This is a genomic window from Luteococcus japonicus (genome assembly GCF_003752415.1).
Classification (GTDB): Bacteria; Actinomycetota; Actinomycetes; order Propionibacteriales; family Propionibacteriaceae; genus Luteococcus; species Luteococcus japonicus.
Genome location: NZ_RKHG01000001.1, coordinates 1,576,715 through 1,597,258 on the forward strand (window position 1 = coordinate 1,576,715; position 20,544 = coordinate 1,597,258).

At 69.6% G+C, this 20,544-nt stretch carries 16 protein-coding genes and 1 pseudogene; 3 read left to right on the forward strand and 14 right to left on the reverse strand.

Going from position 1 to position 20,544, the window contains the following annotated elements; genetic code table 11:
• The first annotated feature begins 18 nt into the window (after positions 1-18).
• The gene (locus EDD41_RS07725) at positions 19-957 is read left to right on the forward strand and encodes an SDR family oxidoreductase (RefSeq protein WP_094763320.1); all 939 of its coding nucleotides are present in this window, start codon (positions 19-21) and stop codon (positions 955-957) included.
• A 128-nt stretch (positions 958-1,085) separates the two neighbouring features.
• On the opposite strand, the gene EDD41_RS07730 is transcribed toward EDD41_RS07725, so the two are convergent.
• The 7 genes and pseudogenes from EDD41_RS07730 to EDD41_RS07760 form a co-directional block, all read right to left on the reverse strand.
• Positions 1,086-2,240 carry a Na/Pi symporter gene (locus EDD41_RS07730; protein ID WP_123575495.1) on the reverse strand — a complete coding sequence of 385 codons (1,155 nt, stop codon included), beginning with the start codon at positions 2,238-2,240 and terminating at the stop codon, positions 1,086-1,088.
• 267 nt (positions 2,241-2,507) lie between these two features.
• Entirely contained in the window at positions 2,508-3,158 is a 651-nt protein-coding gene (locus tag EDD41_RS07735; protein WP_170165281.1) for a DoxX family protein, read from the reverse strand.
• Between the two features lie 217 nt (positions 3,159-3,375).
• Positions 3,376-4,578 carry a DNA polymerase III subunit delta' gene (locus tag EDD41_RS07740; protein WP_123575497.1) on the reverse strand — a complete coding sequence of 401 codons (1,203 nt, stop codon included), beginning with the start codon at positions 4,576-4,578 and terminating at the stop codon, positions 3,376-3,378.
• Positions 4,579-4,697: 119 nt separating this feature from the next.
• A pseudogene (tmk, locus tag EDD41_RS07745) lies at positions 4,698-5,303 on the reverse strand (dTMP kinase); the annotation flags it as partial.
• Positions 5,300-6,721 (reverse strand): CYTH domain-containing protein, encoded by a 1,422-nt coding sequence (locus EDD41_RS07750; protein WP_094763315.1) that lies wholly within the window; start codon positions 6,719-6,721, stop codon positions 5,300-5,302. The gene EDD41_RS07750 and the pseudogene tmk, both read right to left, overlap by 4 nt.
• A gap of 52 nt (positions 6,722-6,773) precedes the next feature.
• On the reverse strand, positions 6,774-9,596 hold the full coding sequence (gene topA, locus EDD41_RS07755) for a type I DNA topoisomerase (RefSeq protein ID WP_123575499.1): 2,823 nt from the start codon (positions 9,594-9,596) through the stop codon (positions 6,774-6,776).
• Positions 9,597-9,805: 209 nt separating this feature from the next.
• Positions 9,806-11,335 carry a methyltransferase gene (locus tag EDD41_RS07760; protein ID WP_123575500.1) on the reverse strand — a complete coding sequence of 510 codons (1,530 nt, stop codon included), beginning with the start codon at positions 11,333-11,335 and terminating at the stop codon, positions 9,806-9,808.
• 147 nt (positions 11,336-11,482) lie between these two features.
• On the opposite strand from EDD41_RS07760, the gene EDD41_RS07765 reads away from it, so the two are divergent.
• Positions 11,483-13,051, forward strand: coding sequence for a S8 family serine peptidase (locus tag EDD41_RS07765; protein WP_170165282.1), 1,569 nt, complete (start codon positions 11,483-11,485; stop codon positions 13,049-13,051).
• 36 nt (positions 13,052-13,087) lie between these two features.
• On the forward strand, positions 13,088-15,358 hold the full coding sequence (locus tag EDD41_RS07770) for a DEAD/DEAH box helicase (protein ID WP_123575502.1): 2,271 nt from the start codon (positions 13,088-13,090) through the stop codon (positions 15,356-15,358).
• A gap of 50 nt (positions 15,359-15,408) precedes the next feature.
• On the opposite strand, the gene EDD41_RS07775 is transcribed toward EDD41_RS07770, so the two are convergent.
• The 7 genes from EDD41_RS07775 to EDD41_RS07805 all read right to left on the reverse strand — a co-directional run bounded on the left by EDD41_RS07775 (position 15,409) and on the right by EDD41_RS07805 (position 20,544).
• A complete protein-coding gene (locus tag EDD41_RS07775; protein WP_123575503.1) occupies positions 15,409-16,575 on the reverse strand; it encodes an AAA family ATPase in 1,167 nt (388 codons plus the stop codon).
• A 49-nt stretch (positions 16,576-16,624) separates the two neighbouring features.
• Positions 16,625-17,437, reverse strand: coding sequence for a YceI family protein (locus tag EDD41_RS07780; protein ID WP_123575504.1), 813 nt, complete (start codon positions 17,435-17,437; stop codon positions 16,625-16,627).
• A 128-nt stretch (positions 17,438-17,565) separates the two neighbouring features.
• Positions 17,566-17,946 carry an Rv3654c family TadE-like protein gene (locus EDD41_RS07785; RefSeq protein WP_094765193.1) on the reverse strand — a complete coding sequence of 127 codons (381 nt, stop codon included), beginning with the start codon at positions 17,944-17,946 and terminating at the stop codon, positions 17,566-17,568.
• Positions 17,943-18,314, reverse strand: coding sequence for a TadE family type IV pilus minor pilin (locus EDD41_RS07790; RefSeq protein WP_245995567.1), 372 nt, complete (start codon positions 18,312-18,314; stop codon positions 17,943-17,945). Before EDD41_RS07790 ends, EDD41_RS07785 begins: the two co-directional genes overlap by 4 nt.
• A 78-nt stretch (positions 18,315-18,392) precedes the next feature.
• Entirely contained in the window at positions 18,393-18,689 is a 297-nt protein-coding gene (locus EDD41_RS07795) for a DUF4244 domain-containing protein (RefSeq protein ID WP_123575505.1), read from the reverse strand.
• A gap of 230 nt (positions 18,690-18,919) precedes the next feature.
• Positions 18,920-19,765 carry an SDR family oxidoreductase gene (locus tag EDD41_RS07800; protein ID WP_123575506.1) on the reverse strand — a complete coding sequence of 282 codons (846 nt, stop codon included), beginning with the start codon at positions 19,763-19,765 and terminating at the stop codon, positions 18,920-18,922.
• A gap of 41 nt (positions 19,766-19,806) precedes the next feature.
• Positions 19,807-20,544: a type II secretion system F family protein gene (locus EDD41_RS07805; protein ID WP_094765197.1), complete on the reverse strand. Its 738-nt coding sequence runs from the start codon at positions 20,542-20,544 to the stop codon at positions 19,807-19,809.

A 20,544-nucleotide genomic window follows, 5' to 3' on the forward strand; every position in this document is an offset into this window, starting at 1 on the left:
GTGTGGGGACAATCACCAATGAGTACTGCCAAGAAGACCAAGAAGACCAAGAAGGCCACCCCGACGGCACCAGCCGCCCCGGCGCCCACGTCGGCCGCCTCCCGGGCCAAGCTGAGCCGGATCCCCAACCAGACCCAGGACTGGCCCGGCACCACCACCGAGTTGCGCCCGCAGCCGGACCACGGTGACTCCTCCTGGACGCCGCGTGGCCGCCTGAGCGGCAAGCGCGCCCTGGTCACCGGTGGGGACTCGGGCATCGGCCGGGCCGTCGCCACCGTCTTCGCCCATGAGGGGGCCGAGGTCACCATCGTCGCCCTGCCCGACGAGGCCGAGGACGCCAAGGCCACCAAGAAGGCCATCAAGGCGCTGGGCGGCGTCTGCCACGTCATCAAGGCAGACCTGCGCACCGCCAAGGCCAACCAGCGTGTGGTGGAGCGCGCCGTGGAGAAGATGGGCGGCCTCGACGTCGTCGTCGCCAATGCCGCCTACCAGATGACCCACCCGGCGCTGGCCGAATTCCCCGACGGGCAGGTGGAGCGCACCTTCGAGACCAATGTCTTCGGCCCCTTCTGGCTGGTCAAGGCCGCCCAGGCGCACCTGAACGAGGGGTCCTCGGTCGTCTTGACCACCTCCGTGCAGGCCTACTCCCCGTCGGAACCGCTGCTGGACTACGCGGCTTCCAAGGCCGCACTGACCAACCTCGCGGTGAACCTGGCCAGCCAGTTCGGCCCCCAGGGCATCCGGGTCAATGCCGTGGCCCCCGGCCCCATCTGGACGCCGCTGATCCCGGCGACGATGGCCCCCGAGAAGGTCTCCGGCTTCGGCTCGGACACCCCGCTGGGGCGCGCCGGGCACCCGGTGGAGGTGGCCGCGGCCTACGTCTTCCTGGCCAGCGACGAGGCCAGCTATGTCTCCGGCACCGTGCTGGGCGTCACCGGCGGCAAGCCCGTCTTCTGAGGTCCGCGGAGAAGATCCCTGCGAGAGTTGCGCAGAACTGGGGCCTTCGGGCCCCGCCACGCGGTAAGTCCGCCGTGACGGGGCCCTGAGCCTGCTCTTCGCGCAACTCTCGCAGGGACGGACTGTGGTCAGGCCTCAGCCGGGGCCTGCTCCATCACGGCGATGCCCCGGTCAACCGAGGCGCGCTCCTGCTCGATCCGCGCGATCAGGGTCTCCGCCCGCTCCACCGAACCGAGCAGCGCCACCAATGCGCCCTTCTCCCCGGCGGGCAGCGAGGCGGTGTCGATGATCCGCCAGCGCAGGTCCTCGATCGTTGTCTCCGCGCGCTTGTCCGCCGGCACCTCGGTGGCCGGCGCCACAGCGGTGGTGATGTCCGCCAGGCGGGTCTCCAGCCGTTCCAGCGCCTCGGTCCAGAAGACCTGGCTGGCGGGGCTGAACTCCTCCCGGGTGACGCGGCGGGCAATCTGGTGCAGCTGCTCGTTGAGGCTGGTGGTGAAGTCCACCTCCTCGATCAGGCTGGCCACCATGTCCGACTGCTCCCGGCTCTGTCCGTCGGCGAACAGGTGGGCGGAGTAGGCGCGGATCTCCCGGGACAGGGAGTCCGCCGCCTCGGCATGCTCCCCGAGCACCTTCGGGGCGTCATCCTTGCCCCGCGCGATGTCCACGAAGACCGAGCCCGCCACCAGCTGCCGCTGGATCTCCTGCTGCACCGCGGGAATGGCCTTGTCCGGCTGGTCGATGACCGCGCGGTCCAGGAAGCGGGGCGTGGAGAAGTCCTCGACGTCGTCGTGCTCCGCCCCCACCTTGGACAGCACCCGCTCGAAGGTGCCGACGAAGGGGAACAGGATCATCACGTTGAAGATGTTGAAGACGATGGAGAAGACGCCCACGGCGACGGGGACCATCGGGAAGGTGGGCTGCCCGTCCACCATCACGGCGCGGCCCGGATCAATGTTGAACAGCCCAAGACCCCAGGACAGCACCCGGATGGCGGGGAAGAAGAGCGTCAGCACCACGAGCACGCCGATGAAGTTGAAGGCGATGTGCGCGTAGGCGGTGCGCTTGGCGTTCTTGGACAGGTTCAGTGAGGCGATCCAGGAGGTGATGGTGGTGCCCAGGTCCGCGCCGATCGCGAAGGCGATGGCCGTCTGCCACGGCAGCACGCCGGAGGCGCCCAGGCCCATCACGATGCCGATGGTGGCCGACGAGGAGTGGATGACGCCGGTGATGGCGGTGCCCGCCATCAGGCCCTTGACGGGCGTGCCCGCAATCTTGGCGGGCACGGCACGTCCTCCAGGCGGGGGTCCAGTGGGGTCTGCCCCACATGAAATGCGGTGGAAGTGAAGCACGCCACGAGATCCGGTGACTGACAGGTGAACACTTCGCCCTCGCCCGTGAGGCAGTTCCCCCGATCCGCTCGGGTTCCCGAGATCCGCGTGTGTTGCAGCACGAGCGGGATCCACAAACCCGAGCGGCCTGCCCGGACCAGAACATGACAGGAGCCCCGCACCGTGTGATGCGGGGCTCCCGAAGAAGTCAGCGGGTGAGGCTCAGTAACGCGCCTTGTTCTTGCGACGGTTGGCGCGGATCTGGCCGTCGATGCTCCACCGGCCGGGGCCGACGAAGAGCAGAGTCAGGCCAACCGCGGCCAGCAGCACCTCCAGCTCCCCGACGAAGCCGGCCTTGCCGGACTGGAAGGGATTGCCGGCGCCCCACTGCACCATCGCCAGGGCCCCGATGGCCAGCGCGGCAATGCCGAGGCCCGCGACGCGCGTCAGCAGGCCGAAGACCAGGGCGACGGCAGCCAGGAGCTCGGCGATACCGATGCCCCACGCCATGTAGTACGGGCTCGGCAGGCCCAGGGAGCTCATGAAGCCCTCGGTGCCGGTGATGTCGGTCAGCTTCTGGAAGCCGTGAACGCCCATGATGCCGGCCGTCACCAGGCGCAGCAGGAAGAGACCGAGGGAGGGGAAGAACTTCTCGGTGGTGGGCTTGTGGACGGCGGGCAGCACCGGGTCCGGGGCGCTCGAGGTGGGCACCTTGCCCAGGGCGCGGTCACGGGCGGCACGGTCCTGGGCGCGCTGGTTGGCCCAGTCGTCGGTCTCGGCCTCCGCGGCGGCGGCATTGGCCTCGCGCAGGACGTCGCTGTCAAGGATCTGGGTGGCCTCGGTGGAGCCAGTACGGTGGGTGTTGTTGCTCACGGCGGGTCCTTCAGTTGGGGAAGTACACCCATGAAGGGTGCGGCACATTCCCACTCAGTTTCTCATTTGACCACCTGCCCAGCTCAGCGACACGCGCCGGGGTGGTTCTGCCCGTGGGCGGAGCGGCCCCAGGCGCGGGAAGTGGCGCGACGTACCTCTGGGCACCAACTGGCTCGACCACCGGGAATCGACCACCGGGAATCGGCGGCCGAGGCGGTCAGTCCGCGACGCTCAGCAGCAGCGCTTCCATGGCCAGCAGCGGCGCCACATTGGTCTCCAGGGCCTCCCGGCACTGGATGATCGCGTCGATGCGGCGCAGGGTCTGCTCCGGGGTGGAACCCCGGGAAGCCCGCTCCAACTGGTTGCGGATCTCCCCGTTGATCAGGTGCGGCCCGCCGTCGGCCGGCACCCCGGAGTGCAGTGCCTGGGCGGGCATCGGTGCGGAGATCGCCCCGGTCTGCAGCGCCAGCACGTCGCGGTAGAAGGTGGTCAGCTCCGTCAGCACCCGGTCCAGGGCATCGCGCTGGATGCGCTTGGCGCGGGCCTTCTGCTGCTCCTCCAGCTCCTTCAGCGCGGCATTGGCATTGCGCGGGCGCGCGCCCTTGGTACCGAAACCCAGGGCCTCCTCCAGCTTGGCACGCTCGGCGGAGTCGGTCTCGGCCGTGGCCTTCGTCGCCTCCTCGGCAGCCGCCTTCACCAGGTTGTCGGCGGCCGTCAGGCAGGCTCCGACACTGCTCAGCCGCCCCGGGATCATCAACACCTCGTGCCGACGGTTGCGGGCCTCCTCGTTGCGGGCCAGCGCCCTGGCCCGGCCGATGTGCCCCTGCGCGGCCCGCGCGGCGTGGGCCGCCAGGGCCGGGTCCACCCCGTCGCGCCACTGCAGGAGTTCCGCGACGGCCGCATCGCTGGGCGTGGACAGGGACAGCCGGCGGCAGCGGGACCGGATGGTGACCACGACGTCATCGGCGGTGGGGGCGCACAGGATCCACACCGTCTTCGGCGCCGGTTCCTCGATGGCCTTCAGCAGGGCATCGCCGCCGCGGTCGGTCACCCGGTCCGCGTCCTCGACGACGATCACCTGGTGGCGGCCCATCGTCGGGCTCATCGCCGCACGGCGCACCAGGTCACGCACCTCGTCGACGCCGATGCTCAGCATCTCCGTGCGCACCAGCGTCACGTCGGGATGTGCCCCGGACAGGGAGGTCCGGCACTCATTGCACTGGCCGCAGCCGCCCCGGGGGCACTGCAGCGCCGCCGCGAAGGCCCGCGCGGCATTGGACCTCCCGGAACCGGGCGGCCCGGTCACCAACCAGGCGTGGGTCATGGCATGGGCATCGCCGGCGACGGCGCGCTTGAGCACCTCGACGGCGCGGTTCTGGCCGACGAGTTCACTCCACAGGTCTGGCGTGGTCTGGGTCACGGGTCGAGTCTGCCCGATGCCTCTGACTTTTCCTCGTTCCCCGAGCTCGTCGAGGGGGCCTCGACAGGCTCGGCCGACGAAGAATCCGGCTCGGCCGACGGATCCATCGCCCGAGCGGTCATCAGCTCCTGCACGCGGTGCCGGACCCGGCGGGCGATGGAGTCCACGGTGTCCCGCGCGGGGATCACCAGGTAGTGGTCCGGATCACGTTCGGCCAGCTCCAGGAAGCCCTGCCGCACCCGTCGGTGGAAGTCCTCCCCCGCGCTCTCGATCCGGTCCTTGTCCGCAATCCGGTTCACCGCCTGGCTCGGGTCCACGTCCAACAGCACCGTGAGGTCCGGACGCAGGCTCTGCGTCGCCCACCGGGCAATGGTCTCCACGTCATCGGCGGGCAGCGAACGCCCGGCCGCCTGGTAGGCGATCGTCGAGTCGACGTAGCGGTCGCAGACCACCACCTCGCCCCGTTCCAGCGCGGGCTTGACCACCTCCACGACGTGCTGCGCCTTGTCGGCGATGTAGAGCAGGCACTCGGCGCGGGAGGAGATGTCACCCGAATCGGGATTGAGCACCAGCCGTCGGATCTCGCCACCCAGCCACGAGTCTCCGGGCTCGTGGGTGACCAGGAAGGGAACCTGCTGGCGCTTCAACCAGCCGGCCAACTGCCGCACCTGGGTGGACTTGCCGGCGGAGTCCCCGCCCTCGAAGACGATGAAGAGCCCGCTCACCGCTTGCTCCCCTTGCCACGACGACGCTCGTCGGCCAGCTTCTCGGCCTTCTGCTGCACCTTGCGCATCCTGCGCTCGTGCTCGGACCACTGCTCAATGAAGGCGCGACGCGCGGTGGTGCACTCCTGGCGGCGCCGCTCGTAGCGCCGCCCCTCCTGGAAGGCCGTCACCGGATCCCACTCCAGGTCCACCGAGGGTTCCCCGACGCCGGGCGGCATCTGCGCCAACCGCAGCTGCTCCACCACCTCGCCGAGGGACTCCTCCAGCCTCTTGGCCTGCTTGCCGAAGAGTACCCGGTTGGTGTGCGCCAGCGTGGTCATCTGCTGCGCCGCGGCCAGGGTGCCCTGCCACCGGTCCTCGTGGGAGGTCATGGTCAGCGACCGGGCCCGGTCGAACAGGATGGAAGCGACGGAGGTGGCCTGCTGACGCAGCACCGTCAGCGCCCGCTGCTGCGACAGGTTGCCCAGCTTCGGGGCCCGGGCGCCCATCACCAGTGAGTCGAGCACGTCGAAGTACTCGTCGCCCAGTTGGTGCACGGTGCGCGACGCGAGGCCGTTCAGCACCAGGTCCAGCTCGTGCTCCAGCAATTCACGCCAGGCGGGTTCCAGAGCGAAGGCCAGGCTGCGCACCTCACCGCGGTACTCCGCGAGCTCGTGGCGCAGCAGGTCCATGTCATCGCTCTGCCCGCTGCGCAGGGTCAGGTCCGCCCGCATCACGGCGTCGAGCCGACGAGCGAACAGCCAGCTCACGAAACCCTCCAGCGACATGTCGTCGCCGCGAGTGAAGGGGCCCCGGAAGTCGGTAAGGCCGGTGGCCGGAGCGCCGATCCGTTCCACCAGCACCGGAAAACGCTCCACCTGCGCGCCGCCGGAGGCCAGCAGGGCCTCCACGACATGGTCGATCTGGGGGCGGGCCATCTCCTGCCGGGGAAGGACGGTGATCTCGCGGAAACGGGCCGTGACCAGGCCGCCGCGGCGCAGCTCCAGCTGCTCGTCACGCACCCGGGCCAGGGTCACGCCGTCGTTACCCAGCAGGTTCCACTCGACGCGACGATTGCTGATGGCCGCCACCGGCCCCAGGGCTGCGCTACGCCGGAAGGGACGCACCAGACTGGCGAACTCCTCCGACAGGTCACCGGCGGCTCCCAGCGGCTCGGCCCGGTCGGACGGCAGCCACGGCCCCCATCCGGGCGCATCGAGGTACCATTCGCCCAGCCCATTGGTCACCCGGTGCGCCAGCACGATGCCCGCGCGCAGCAACCGGTGGTCCGGGCTGTCCAGCAGCGTCGTGTCCGTGGTGAAGGAATGCTTGGAGCCCCGACGACTGGCATGCGTGATCCCCACCTCCGGGTTGACCAGGACGGGATCGGTCATGGCGAAGGGCATCTCGAAACGCAGGCTGCGCTGCTTCTTGGCCATGTCTCTCCTCTGGTGCCTCGGCTGGTGGCCTCGACAAGCTCGGCCGACGGGGTCACTCCGCGGCGGGAGCGGCCTTCTTCGCGGTGGTCTTCTTCGTGGTGGTCTTCTTCGTGGTGGTCTTGGCCGCGGTGGTCTTGGCCGCGGTCGTCTTCTTGGCCGCGGTCTTCTTGGCGGCCGTCTTCTTGCGCGTCGTCTTCTTGGCCGGTCCCTTGGCGCGCTTCTCCGCCAGCAGTTCCGCGGCGCGCTCCAGGGTGATCTCCTCCACCGAGTCGTCGCGGCGCAGCGTCGCGTTGTACTCGCCGTCGGTCACATAGGCGCCGAAGCGGCCGTCCTTGACCACGACGGGAGTGCCGCTGACCGGGTCATTGCCCAGCTCCTTGAGCGGCGGCTTGGCGGCGGCGCGGCCACGCTGCTTGGGCTGGGCGTAGATGGCCAGCGCCTCCTCCAGCGTGATGTCGAAGATCTGGTCCTCGGTGGTCAGGCTGCGCGAGTCCGTGCCCTTCTTCAGGTACGGGCCGTAGCGGCCGTTCTGCGCGGTGATCTCGACGCCCTCCTCGTCGGTGCCCACCACGCGGGGCAGGCTCATCAACCTCAGTGCCTGTTCCAGGGTGACGTCCTCGAGGCTCATGGACTTGAACAGGCTGCCGGTGCGCGGCTTGACGGCATTCTTGCCGGTCTTGGGGACGTCCTCGCCCAGCACCTCGGTCACGTAGGGCCCGAAGCGGCCGTTCTTGGCGACGATCATGGTGTGGGTCTCGGGGTCCAGACCCAGCTCGCGCTCCTCGCCGACGGGATTGGCCAGCAGTTCCTTGGCAAGCTCAGCGGTCAGCTCGTCGGGCGGCAGGTCATCGGCCACATTCGCGCGGCGACCCTCCTCGTCCTCCACATAGGTGCCGTAACGGCCGACGCGCACATTGATGCCGTCGTCCAGGTCACCGATCGGGAAGGTGGACAGTCCGCGGGCGTCGATGTCGCCCAGCTGGTTGACCAGCTGGTACAGGCCCTCGCGGCCGTCGGGTGCCAGCTCGCCGGCCTCGTTCCCCGAAGCATCAGGACGGCCGGAACGCTGCCCGTAGTAGAACTCGTTGAGCACGTGCAGCCGCTTCAGGTTGCCCTTGGCCACCTCGTCGAGGTCACCCTCCATGGCAGCGGTGAACTGGTAATCCACCAGCTTCGGGAAGTGCTCCTCCAGCAGCCTCGTGACCGCGAAGGCCAGCCAGGTGGGAACCAGCGCCGAACCCTTCTTGTACACGTAGTCACGGGCCGTGATGGTGCGCAGGATCGACGCGTAGGTGGACGGCCGCCCGATCTCGAGCTCTTCCAGCTTCGCCACCAGCGACGGCTCGGTGTAGCGCGACGGCGGCTTGGTGGCGTGCCCGGCGGCATTCAGCTTCGCCGCCTCCAGCACCTGCTTCTCGGCCAGGCGCGGCAGCTTGGCCTGCGCGTCGTCGCTCTTCTGGTCCTCGTCGTCATTGCCCTCGACGTAGGCCTTCATGAAGCCGTGGAAGGTGATGGTGCGGCCGCTGGACACGAAGCCCGCGCCCTTCACCTCGGAGAGGCCGCTGGTGCCGCCGTCGATGGCGATCGGGCTGGTGGGGACGGCGTCGAACTTCACCGTCATCGACTGACCCTCGGCGTCCTTCATCTGTGACGCGATGGTGCGCATCCAGATCAGCTCGTAGAGCCGGAACTGCTCGCCCGTCAGGCCGGTCTGCGCCGGGGTGCGGAAGCTCTCGCCGGCGGGACGGATCGCCTCGTGCGCCTCCTGAGCATTCTTCACCTTGGAGGTGTAGTGACGCGGCTTGTCGGGCACGTACTGCTTGCCGAAGAGCTGCTCGGCCTGGCTGCGGGCGGCATTGATGGCCTGGCTCGACAGCTGCACCGAGTCCGTACGCATGTAGGTGATGAAGCCGCCCTCGTAGAGGCGCTGCGCCACGCTCATCGCGGTCTGCGCGCTCATGCCGAGCTTGCGGCCGGCCTCCTGCTGCATCGTCGTGGTGCGGAAGGGGGCGTAGGGCTTGCGGGTGTAGGGCCGCGACTCAACCGATGCGACGGTGAACTTCGCGCTGGCCAGGCCACCGGCCACGGCATTGGCGGCCAGTTCGTCGAGGGCGACGGTGTTCTTGCTGGTCAGCACGCCCTTGGCGTCGAAGTCGCGGCCCGCGGCCACCCGCTGGCCGTCGAGCGTGGCCAGCCGGGCGCTGAAGTTGCGGGGATCGGCCTCGGCACCGGCGTCGAGGATCGCCTCGAGGTCCCAGTAGGAGGCGCTGCGGAAGGCCATCCGCTCACGTTCGCGGTCCACCACCAGACGAGTGGCCACCGACTGCACGCGGCCGGCCGACAGCCGCGGCATGACCTTCTTCCACAGCACGGGGCTGACCTCGTAGCCGTAGAGGCGGTCCAGGATGCGACGGGCCTCCTGGGCGTCCACCAGATCGAGGTCCAGGTCACGGGTGTTCTCGAGTGCCGCGGTGATGGCCTGCTTGGTGATCTCGTTGAAGACCAGGCGCTTGACGGGCACCTTCGGCTTGAGCTCCTGCATCAGGTGCCACGCGATGGCCTCGCCCTCGCGGTCACCGTCGGTGGCCAGCAACAGTTCGTCGGCATCCTTCAGCTCGTCCTTGAGCTTCTTCATCACCGACTTCTTGTCTGCCTGCACCACGTAGATGGGCTCGAAGTCGTTGTCGACGTTGATGCCGGTGCGCGCCCACTTCTCGCCCTTGTACTTGGCGGGCACGTCGCTGGCGCCCTTGGGCAGGTCCCGGACGTGGCCGACCGAGGAGTCCACCACATACCCGTCACCCAGATAGCTCTTGATCTTGGCCACCTTGTTGGGTGACTCGACGATCACGAGCCGGCGGGAAGTGGTTGGCATCTCAGAAGACCTCATCGATTGAATGGATTGGGAGGGGGCGCACCAAACATACGCGTAGCGCGGTCCGTGGGCACATGGTATCCACATGCCCGCCCCGGTCCAGCCCGCCGGGTGAGGAGGGGCTGGGGCTGGAGGCAAAACTGAGAGCCCAGACGAGGGCGGGATGAAATTGGAACGAGCCAACCCCCATCCTGGCTCTCAGTTTTGGGTCACGGGGCGACGAGCATCCCGTCCCGCAGGGCCTGACGAAGCTTCGGCAAGACCTCGGCCCGCACCGCCGACGCGTCGGCCTCCAGCAGGACGGCGATCGCGTCGGTGATCTGGCCCAGGGAGAGCTCCCCGTCGCAGGCGCCCAGGACACCACCCAGGACCGTGTCCACCTCCGTGGCCCGACGAAGGCCCGACGCGCTGCGCAGCACGATGTGCTGCGGGTCCTCAGCTCCCGCATCGCCCAAGGTCTCCTGGGTGACGTGGCTGGCGAGCTTCCAGTGGTGGGCCAGCAGTTCGTCGTCGCTCATCAGGGAATTGGTGACGCAGGCCTGGTGCTCGGCCAGGGCGGCGCCGACGGGCTGCGCGATGGCGTGCGGCCAGCTCTCCACCTGCACGTCGGGGGTGGTGCGTTCGGCGCGGGTCAGGGTGATCCAACCCATCCCGACGCCGACGATCCCCAGCTGCTTGAAGTAGTCGATCCACTCGCGGTAGCGGGGCTTCCACTCCGGGCTTCCGGCCAGGCCGGCGTCGGTCAGCCAGACCTCGATGTAGTTGTAGATGTCGAGCCGTTCACGCTCCACCACCCACACGTCGCAGCCCGAGTCCTCGGCCCAGCCGGCGACGCGCTCGGTCCACGGCTGTCCCTCCAGGATCGCCCAGTTGCACAGCACCTGCAGCGAGCCGCCCGGGTTGAGGTGCTCGGGCGCGCCCTTGACGACGGCCTCCACCAGCCCGTCACCGGCGAAGCTTCCCTCCCGGTAGACCAGCCGCTCATCCTCGGTGGTGGGCGGGCTCATCACATAGGGCGGGTTGGTGACGATCAGGTCGAACCTCTCGCCGGCCACCGGCTCGTAGAGGCTGCCGTCGCGGATGTCCACGTCGACGTCGTTCAGGGCGGCGGTGAGCGCCGCCAGTTCCAGGGCCCGCGGGTTGATGTCGGTGGCCACCACACGGTCTGCGTGACGGGCCAGGTGCAGGCTCTGCACGCCGCAGCCGGTGCCCAGGTCCAGGGCGCTGTCCACCGCGGTGCGCATCGTCATCTGGGCCAGCGAGGTGGAGGCCGGGGAGACACCCAGCACGTAGTCGGGGCGGGTGCGGGTGGTCACCTGGTCCAGCCCCGGGGTGAGGTCGCTGACGATCCAGCCACTGGCCCGCGACTCTGGAGCAGGGCCCGACGGGCTCGCGCCGTCGTCGGCGGAGCCGTAGGGCCGGATGTCCACCAGGGCACGGACGACGTCACCGTCGACGGCCAGGATGTCGGCGTCGACGAGGACGTCGAAGAGCTCGGGGGACGCGGACAAGGCGGCGCGGGCGGCGGCCAGCGGCACCTCCTGCTGCAGCGGCCACAGCTTCACCAAAGTCGCCTGCGGGTCCGTTGCCTCCCCCAGTACGTCCAGCGCCGGGATGGTCGAATTGCGCCCCAGACCCTCCTGACCGGCCTCACCGATCCGGTCGATCACCTCGTCGATCGTGTAGTTCGCAGCGGTGAAGGCGGAACGCAGGTCACGGACCTGAACGGGCGTCAGCATGGGTCAATGCTCACCGCCCGGCTCCCGGGGCGCAAACCTGAGACGATGCTGTTGGCGGTTCGGCAGCCGCGTGGCGCCACATCTACGCTCCCCTCGGCGGCCGGACGCCCGGGTACCCCACGCCACCGCACGCACCCGAAGGACCCCATGCCGCACGCCTCCGGTCTGGCCACCCTCACCCTGCTCGGCGCATCGTCCATCACGGCCACAGCCACCACCCTGACCGACGAGGGGCAGTGGGGTCTGGACCGGATCGACCAGCGCACCGGCCTCAACGGCCAGTACAACCAGAACCTGACCGGGGCCGGCGTCACCATCTACGTCGTCGACACGGGCGTCGAGGGAACCCACCCGGAGTTCGGCGGACGCGTGCGCAGCGGCTTCAGCACCGTCGACGACTCCGACGGCACCGGCGACTGCGCGGACCACGGCACCCACGTCGCGGGCATCGCGGCCGGAGAGGACCACGGCGTGGCCCGCCAAGCCAGCGTCGTCCCCGTCAAGGTGCTGGGCTGCGGCTTCGCGGGCGGCGACCAACAGCTGATCGACGGCATCAACTGGATGGTCAACCATCACCGGGCCGGCACCCCGGCCGTCGCGAACCTCTCCATCGCCCACCCCGCCTCCGGGTCCGCCACGGCCGGCCAGGTGGATGCGGCTGTCGAACGCGCCGTTGCGGACGGCATCACCGTGGTCATCGCCGCGGGCAACGAGTCGATGAGCGCGGGTGAAGAGTACCCGGGTCGCGTCGCGAATGCCCTGACCGTGGGAGCCACCAACAACGCGGACCTGATGACGGACTTCTCCAGCTACGGCTCCTCGGTGGACCTGCTCGCTCCCGGTTACAACATCGCCTCGGCCACCCATGACGGTGGGATCGGGCTGAAGTCCGGCACCTCCATGTCCGCCCCCTTCGTCGCGGGCGCGGCCGCCCTGGTCCTGCAGGCGCACCCCACCTGGACCCCGCCGCAGGTGTCGAGCTTCCTGGTCTCCAATGCCACCAGCAATGTGATCGGCAATGTCGCCCACGACACCCCGAACCGCCTGCTGTGGGCCGGCTTCAGCGGGACTGCACCCACCACCCCGGCCCCGTCCACCAGCGCCCCAGCACCCACCACCCCGGCCCCCAGTACTCCGGCACCTGCACCGCAGCTGGTGCCCTCGGGCCCCACCCAGGCACTGGGCACCCCCGCCGTCGGCAAGCGGCTGACCGGGGTACGCCCCGCCTACACCCCAGGGGCCTCCACCGTCACCATGCGGTGGTACCGGGTCAGCTCGACGGGCGCCTCCACCCAGATCGGCACCGGGACCAGCTACCTGGTGCAGCCCGCCGACAAGGGCCAGCGCATCCGGATGTGCGCCACCGCCAGCCGTTCCGGCTACCGCGCCCGCACCACCTGCAGTGGCCTGACCAGCGTCGTGGCTCCCGGCGCCATCACGCTGTCCTCCACTCCGTCGATCACCGGGACCGCCCGGGTGGGCAGGCAGGTCATCGCCGTCACCCGCACCTGGAGCCCATCGCCTGTCACGCTGCGTTACCAGTGGTACCGGGTGAACTCCCACGGCACGGCCGCGGCGATCCCCGGGGCCACCCGCAACGCCTACACCAACACGAGCGCGGACAAGGGTCACCGGATGCGGGTGCGAATCACCGGCAGCAAGGCCGGCTACACCACCCGCGCCGCCTGGAGCCTGACCAGCTACCCGGTCATCTGACCGTCCCCACGCCGGGCGCGTGGCATCCTGAACCCCATGGCTGTTCCCGACTGGTTGATGGGCGACGAGGTGGTGCACGTGCACCATCGCGAAGCCAGTGCGGGCCGGACCGCGGACTTCCCTGACTGGCTTCCCACAGCTGTCCTGGACTCCGTGCAGGCGCAGGGAATCCAGCGCCCCTGGGCGCACCAGCGCGAGCTGGCCGAGCACGCCTTCGCTGGCCGGCATGCCGCCATCTGCACGTCGACGGCATCTGGCAAGACGCTTGCCTACCTGCTGCCCGTGATGGCCGCCACTGCCGTGGCCGACGGGGTGCTGGGCATTCCGGTGGAGTCCGTGCGCGCCCGGCTGGTCACCCGCAAGCACACCGCCCTGTACCTGGCCCCCACCAAGGCACTGGCGCACGACCAGCGGCGCAGCGCCACCGAGCTGGGCCCCGACGGGTGGAAGGTCACCTGCCTCGACGGGGACTCGGACCAGCAGGAGCGACGCTTCGCCCGCGAGTTCGCCAGTTATGTCCTGACCAATCCGGACATGCTGCACCGCTCCGTGCTGCCCAACCACTCCCGCTGGGCCGGCTTCCTGGGTTCGCTGCGCTATGTGGTCATCGACGAGGCGCACCGTTACCGCGGTGTCTTCGGGGCACACGTCGCCGCGGTCATCCGACGGCTGCGACGGCTGTGCGCCATGTATGGGGCGCATCCGGTCTTCATCCTCGCGTCGGCCACCGCCAGCAATGCGGGCGAGGCCGGTGGCCGGCTGATCGGCGAGCAGTCCATCGAGGTGGTGGACGACGACGCCTCCCCGCACGCGGCCCGCGACGTGGTGCTGTGGCAGCCGTCGGACTCCCCGCACGGGGACGCGGCGCGCGTGATGGCGAACCTCGTCGACGAGGGCAAACAGGTGATCACCTTCGTCGCCAGCCGGACCTTGGCAGAACTCATCGCAGTCCGCGCCCAGGACCAGGTGACTGGCGGCGGGCAGATTGCCTCCTACCGTTCCGGCTATCTGGCGCAGGACCGACGCGGCATCGAGCGGGCCTTGTCCGGTGGGCGGTTGCGGGGCGTTGCTGCCACCAATGCCCTGGAACTCGGGATCGACGTCGCCGGGATGGATGCCGTGGTGATCTGCGGTTTCCCCGGCACCCTGGCCGCGCTGTGGCAGCAGGCCGGGCGTGCGGGGCGCGGTGTTCGCGATGCGCTGGTGGTGCTGATGGCGCGCGAGGACCCGCTCGATGTCTACCTGTTCAGCCACCCGGAGCTGCTCTTCGACGCCCCCGTCGAGGGCACGGTCCTGCACCCGGAGAACCCGTGGATCCTCGGCCCGCACCTTGCCGCCGCAGCCCAGGAAGCAGCCCTGACCAGCGCCGACGAGCGCTGGTTCGGTGACGGGATGGAGCGGCTGTGCGCCCAGTTGGCCAGGCAGGGCCTGCTGCGGCAGCGGCCGACGGGCTGGTTCTGGACCCGGCCGGAACGCGCCGTCGACTCGATCGACCTGCGCAGCCTGGGCGGGCGGCCGTTGGACATCGTGGACCGCGACACCGGCCGAGTGGTCGGGCAGATCGAGCGTGGTGCCGCAGACCGGACGGTCCACCCGGGCGCGGTCTACCTGCACCTGGGCGAGCAGTGGCTGGTGGACGAGTACCTGCCCGACGAGCTGCAGGCGCTGGTGCACAGCGAACGGCCGGGCTTCTACACCCAACCGAAGAGCCTCTCGGAGGTGCGCATCCTGGGCGTCAGCCAGACGCGTGACTTCGGCCGGGGAACGGTCAGCTGCGGCGATGTGGAGATCGGCGAGCAGGTGGTGGGCTACCTGCGCCGCGACGAGATCACCGGCGAGGTGTGGGACACCACTCCGCTGGAGATGGACGAACACCAGCTGCGCACGCGAGCGATGTGGTGGGAGGTGCCCGATGACCTGGTGGCCGAACTGGGCCTCAATGCGGTGCAACTGGCCGGTGCTGCCCATGCCGCGGAGCACTGTGCGATCGGTCTGTTGCCGATGTTCGCCCCGTGTGACCGGTGGGACATCGGCGGGGTGTCCACGGTCATCCACCCGGACACCGGGCGGTGCACCATCGTCGTGCATGACGGCCATCCGGGTGGCGCGGGCTTCGCGGAGCGCGGCTATGAGCGGGCCGAGGAGTGGGCCCTGGCGACGCTGGAACGTCTCGAGCAGTGCGACTGCGAGGCCGGGTGCCCCCGCTGCGTGGTCAGCCCGAAGTGCGGCAATGCCAACCAGGTGCTGGACCGTGACGCAGCGCGTCGGTTGATGAGCGGTTTGCTGGGGATCGACGCCTTCGAGTGAGGGTGCAGCGGGTGCGGACACACCTCATGACGGCCGAGCTTGTCGAGGCCTCAGCGGCTGCCCCAGTCCCACACCGGACGGTCGAGGACGCCCCGACCAGCGACCAGCGTCTCCCCCGTGTCCTTGATGAGTTCGTGGTGCTCCAGCTCCTCGCCGAGCAGTGAACGCAGGCCCTCGACCAAGGCCGTGGAGTGCGAGACGACCACCACCTGGGTGCGTTTGCTGGCCCCTGCCACCAACCGGGCCAGCGCGGGGATCATCTGAGGATGCAGGCTGGTCTCCGGTTCGTTGAGCACCAGGAGACGCGGCGGCCGAGGGCTGAGCAGGGCGGCGGCCAGCAGCAGGAAACGCAGGGTCCCGTCGGACAGCTCCTCCCCCTTCAGCGGCCGCAGCAGGCCGTGTTGCCGGAAGCGCAACTCCAGCCGGGTCCCGACATCGGAGACCACCACCTGTCCACGTGGGAAGGCCTCGGCGACGGCGGAATCCAGGACCTCGCCGAAGGCGGACTCCAGGATGGTCTGCAGGGCCGCTGCCAGGTCCGAGCCGTCGGCCGCCAGCACCGGGGTCCAGGTGTTGACGTGCAGGCCACGGGCGGGGCTGGCGGGATCGGTACGGAAGGAGTCGTAGAAGCGCCAGTTGCGTACTTCCTGGCGCACCGCCACCAGTTCCGGGTACATGGTGGGTTCGGCGAGTTCACTGAGCATGGACATCTGGTTCGGCAGGTCCTCCAGCACCAGCTCCCAGCGGTCCTGACGTGCTTCCACCCGGGAGTTCTTGCGACGTACCAAGGTGCTGGCCGGGCGCATCACCGGCCCCGCGAAGATGACCTCCCGCTTGATCTCCGGGTCGTGCACGAACATCGTGTCGCGGGGAATGGGCAGGCCGATGTCCGCCAGATAGCCCAGGTCATCGGCCACGAAGCCCAGGCCCAGGCTGATGGGGTTGACCCTCTTGCCCTTGCCCTGCACGGGCATCTCCCCGGACCGCATGGCGGCGCTAATGTTCTCCGGCCCTGCCCACAGCACGCTGCCGAACCCGCCCTGGCGCGCCAGGGACGAGACGAGCGCCCCATTGGCCGCATCGCCGATCAACCCCAACGCCTTGTACAGGCTGGACTTGCCGACACCATTGGCCCCCGTGACCAGGGTCACCCTGCCCATCGGGAGCACCAGGCCATGCAGGCTGCGAAAGCCGCGGACCGCCACCGTCTGGATCATGCAGCTGACGCTATGCGATGCCTCTGACAATTCTTGGTGGGCCGGGTCCTCAGCCGCGACGGACCAGACGCCGCAGGAAGCCGATCCGGGTCTCTTCGACGGACCCAGGGGTCGTGGTCTGCGGCTCGGAGTTCGTGGTCTGCACCTCAGGAGCCGCGGGCTGCGACGCGGAGACTGTCCCACCCTCGCCGGCCGAGCCTGTCGAGGCCTCGGGCTCCAGGGACCGGCGTGCGGGTCTCCCCTCGTCGGCGGGGTCTGCCGCAGCCTCGGCGTCCTGCGTCCGTCGGCCGGGTGGCTCCTCGTCGGGCAGTGCGGAGCCCTTCTTCACCGCCGACGCCTCGATCTCCAGGGTCACCTCGTCACCGATCAGCCAGCCGCCCGTCTCGAGCGCCGCATTCCAGGTGAGTCCGAAGCCGGCGCGGCTGATCGCGAGCTCTGACTGGAAACCGATCCGCTCATTGCCGAAGGGGTCGGTGGACGAGCCACCCCAGGCGAAGACCATGTCCACCCGACGGGTGACGTCCTTGATCGTCAGGTCTCCCCCGACCCGCACGTGGTCATCGTCGAGGATCTCGAAGTCCGTCCCCACAAAGGTCAGCGCAGGGTAGGTTGCGACGTCCAGGAAGTCCGCGGAGCGCAGGTGCGCATCGCGGTCTGTGACGAGGGTGTTGATGCTCGACGCGGAGATGCTGACCATCAGGGCCGAGTGCTGCACATTCCCGCCGTCGATCAGTGCATGGCCGTGGAATTGGTCAAAGGTGCCACGGATCCGGCTCAGGCCCGCGTGCCGGACCCGAAAGCCCAAGGCGCTGTGTGCCGGGTCCAGGTGGTACAGCCCGTGGATGTCCCGAATTCCTTGCATCGTGGTGTTTCCCCCGAAACGTCTCGATCCAGCAGAACCGGTTGCGGCCCACCGTTGACCAGTCAATCACGCCGGGGGATTCGGCAGTCCGCCCTGTTCGCACCGCGGCCCTGATGCTCAGCCGCGCCTCAGGGCTGCTCACGGGGCAGGCTCCCGGCAATCGCCTCCTCCACCACCCATCGTTCGGCGCCTGCCACGGCTGGAGTCAACTGGCTGCGGACCGCGACGACCACCTGGAAGTCACGCCGGTCACCCTCGATGTGGCACCGGACCAGAGTGGCGTCATTGGCCCGGGCGACGGTGCTGGCTGCAGGGCATGCCTCCGCGCTGCGGACATGGGCCTGGGCCCCGGCCAGCGCCGCCAGGTCTGCGGCGGCCCGTGCCCGGTGCACCGAGCCGATCCAGCCGGCGATCCACACGCCCAGGAGCATGGCCGCGCACAACAACAGCGCCATCGCTCCCGTCAGCGCCGTGCCGCTGCCCCGCTCCCCCGGCCGGGACCTCCTCATGGCGTCACACCCGGTTCCAGGTGGGCTGTTGCTTCGCCCCGCAGGTGCACAGGCCCGACGCGTCCCCAGGACGAGTCGACGTCGACCCGGACGGTGACCTCCCCACTGGCGCGCTGCACGATGGTCCTGGCACCCCGTGGGGCTCGCCCACGCGCCTCGACGGCCGCCGCGGTGTCACCCCGCGCCAGCTGCCTGGCAACCTGCGAGGCGGTGTCCGCGCAATGTGTCTGCAGCACCACCAGGCTCACCACCCAGCAGGCCAGGCCCATCAGGATGGCCGTGGTCAGGATGCCGATGGCCAGCTCCGCCGTGACCATGCCGCGCTGGCCCCTCGACGCTCTTCGGCCCCCTGGGCTGTTGTGGTCCATCCTGACGTCCTCCCAGACGTGCCCATGGTGGCGGGGCCGACTGCGGTGGCCCCACCACTCCTTGGGCTGTGCTCGTGGTCAGATCTGGGCGCCGATCTGGCCGATCAGCTTGGTGACCTGATGGAGCATCTCCTTCTTGAAGGTGCCGTCCGCGAAGACATTGACCAGGACCATTGCCAGCGCGATGGCGGCCAGAATGCCGACCGCATACTCGGCAGTGACCATGCCCCGTTCGCAGGCACGACGCACGGAACTCTTGGGACGCTCCCGGAAGGCAACCTCCGGCTCTGCCCAGGTGGTCGTCGCGGCCCCCGTGCTGTAGTCGTCCCGGGCACAGGTGGAGTTGATGGCGAGGGTGGTGAGGGTGGCGGACATGTCCGATTCCTTTCGTCGGGGTTCCCGGCGCTCACCGGGCCCACCTGACAGTCTCGAAATCGAGGCTCCGGAAAATTCACGTCCCGCACCACCTGTGGACAAGTCTTCGCCGCACTGCATCTGTGGATGACGAGCATCACCGCTTGTCAGCAAGGTATACAGCCAACCCGCACCGCGGGGCGCAACGGTCCACGTGGCACAGGTGTTGTCCAGATCTGCGGCGCAGGGGCCTACTGCGGCGCCGACAGCACCTCGGCTAGGGATGTGGCGGGGCGGCCGAGGATCGTGGGCACGTCCTCACTGATGCGCTCCATGGTGCCTTGCGCAATGGCTGTGTAGGTGCTGATCCAGGCCTCCAGCTGCCATTCCTCGGGCTCGAACTGGGCGCGCGAGGCGCGCGCTTCCTCGAGGGTCTCATCGACGTAGCGGACGGGCCGCCTCCACGCGTGGGAGATGGCCTCGGCCACCTCGGCCATGGTGAGGGCCTGGGGTCCGGTCAGTTCATAGGTGCGGCCTGCGTGGGCGCCGGGCTCTGCGAGCACAGCGGCGGCGACGGCCGCCACATCGGCCCGTGCCACCATGGCGGCACGTCCTTCGCCGGCGGGGCCGCGAATCGCGTCGTCCTCGCCGACCAGGTCTGGGGCGAAGTCCTGGTAGAGGCTGTCGCGCAGCAGGGTGAAGCCCATCCCGCTGTCCTTGATGGCAGCCTCGGTGGCGCCGTGGTCGCGGGCGAGGGTGAAGGTGCTGTTGTCGCTGGCACCCACGAAACTCGTGTAGACGATGTGCCCCACTCCCGCGTTGGCGGCGGCCCGCACGAAGGAGACCTGTTGTTCCGCCCGCTGGGGACTCTCGTGGCCAGAGACCATGAACAGGGTCTCGACGCCCGAGAGCACCTGCCCGGAATTCGCCGGGTGCGCGTAGTCATTGCCCATCGGGAAGATGCCGTCATCGGCACGGATGCGCTGCGGGTCCCGGGTCAGCAGGCGCAACGGGATGCCCCGGTTACGCAGCTGCTTGACCACCTGCTGACCGAGCTTTCCGGTGGGTCCGGTCACGGCCGTCGTAGGGAGTCTCATGTCATGACGGTACGTCGCGTGTCGCCATCCCGCGAAACCGTTCAGCGCACGGCCAAAGTCTTCACCAGACCGGCGACGACGGGTACGACGCCGGTCAGCAGGAAGGCCGGCAGGAAACAGGCCATCAGGGGCAGCACCGAACGCACCCCAACCGCGCGAGCCCGCCCCAGCTGGGCATCGCGCACCGCAACCCGCAGGTCCTGGGCATGTTGGCGCAGCACCCGCGCCGCGGCACTGCCTGTCTCGCTGCTGCGAGCCAGGTCCCGGGCGACCGGCCCCCACGCGGGGTCGTCGAGCAGCCCGCGCCAGGCCTCGGCATCGGACAATCCGACGCCCACCTGCGCGGAGACCCGGCGCAGGGTGGCGGCAGTGCTCTCGGGTGCCACGGCCCCCACGTCGATGACGGCCGCGCGCAAGGGTGCCCCTGCGTCGAGGCTGGCCGCCAGCAGGTCCAGCGTCTCCGGCAGCGCGGCCAGTACCGCGGCTCGTTCGCGGCTCCGGGCTGCGGGGACCAACCACCCCAGGCCCACCGCTGCCGCGAGCCCCGTCGGCGGTGCCAACGCCCACCCGATGGGCCCCGGAAGCCCGAGGACCAGGCAACAGGACACCAGCAGCCCGGCCAGCACCCGTCCGCGCGCTGGGAGGGCTCCGGGCCGTCCGGTCACCCAACCGGGCACGGAGACTGTGGTGCGTCGGCCGCCGAGACGCTGCCGGGAGTCGTCGCCGAGGAGCCACACCGTCAGCCCCACCAGCAGCGCGGGCCACCAGATGGTGCCCAT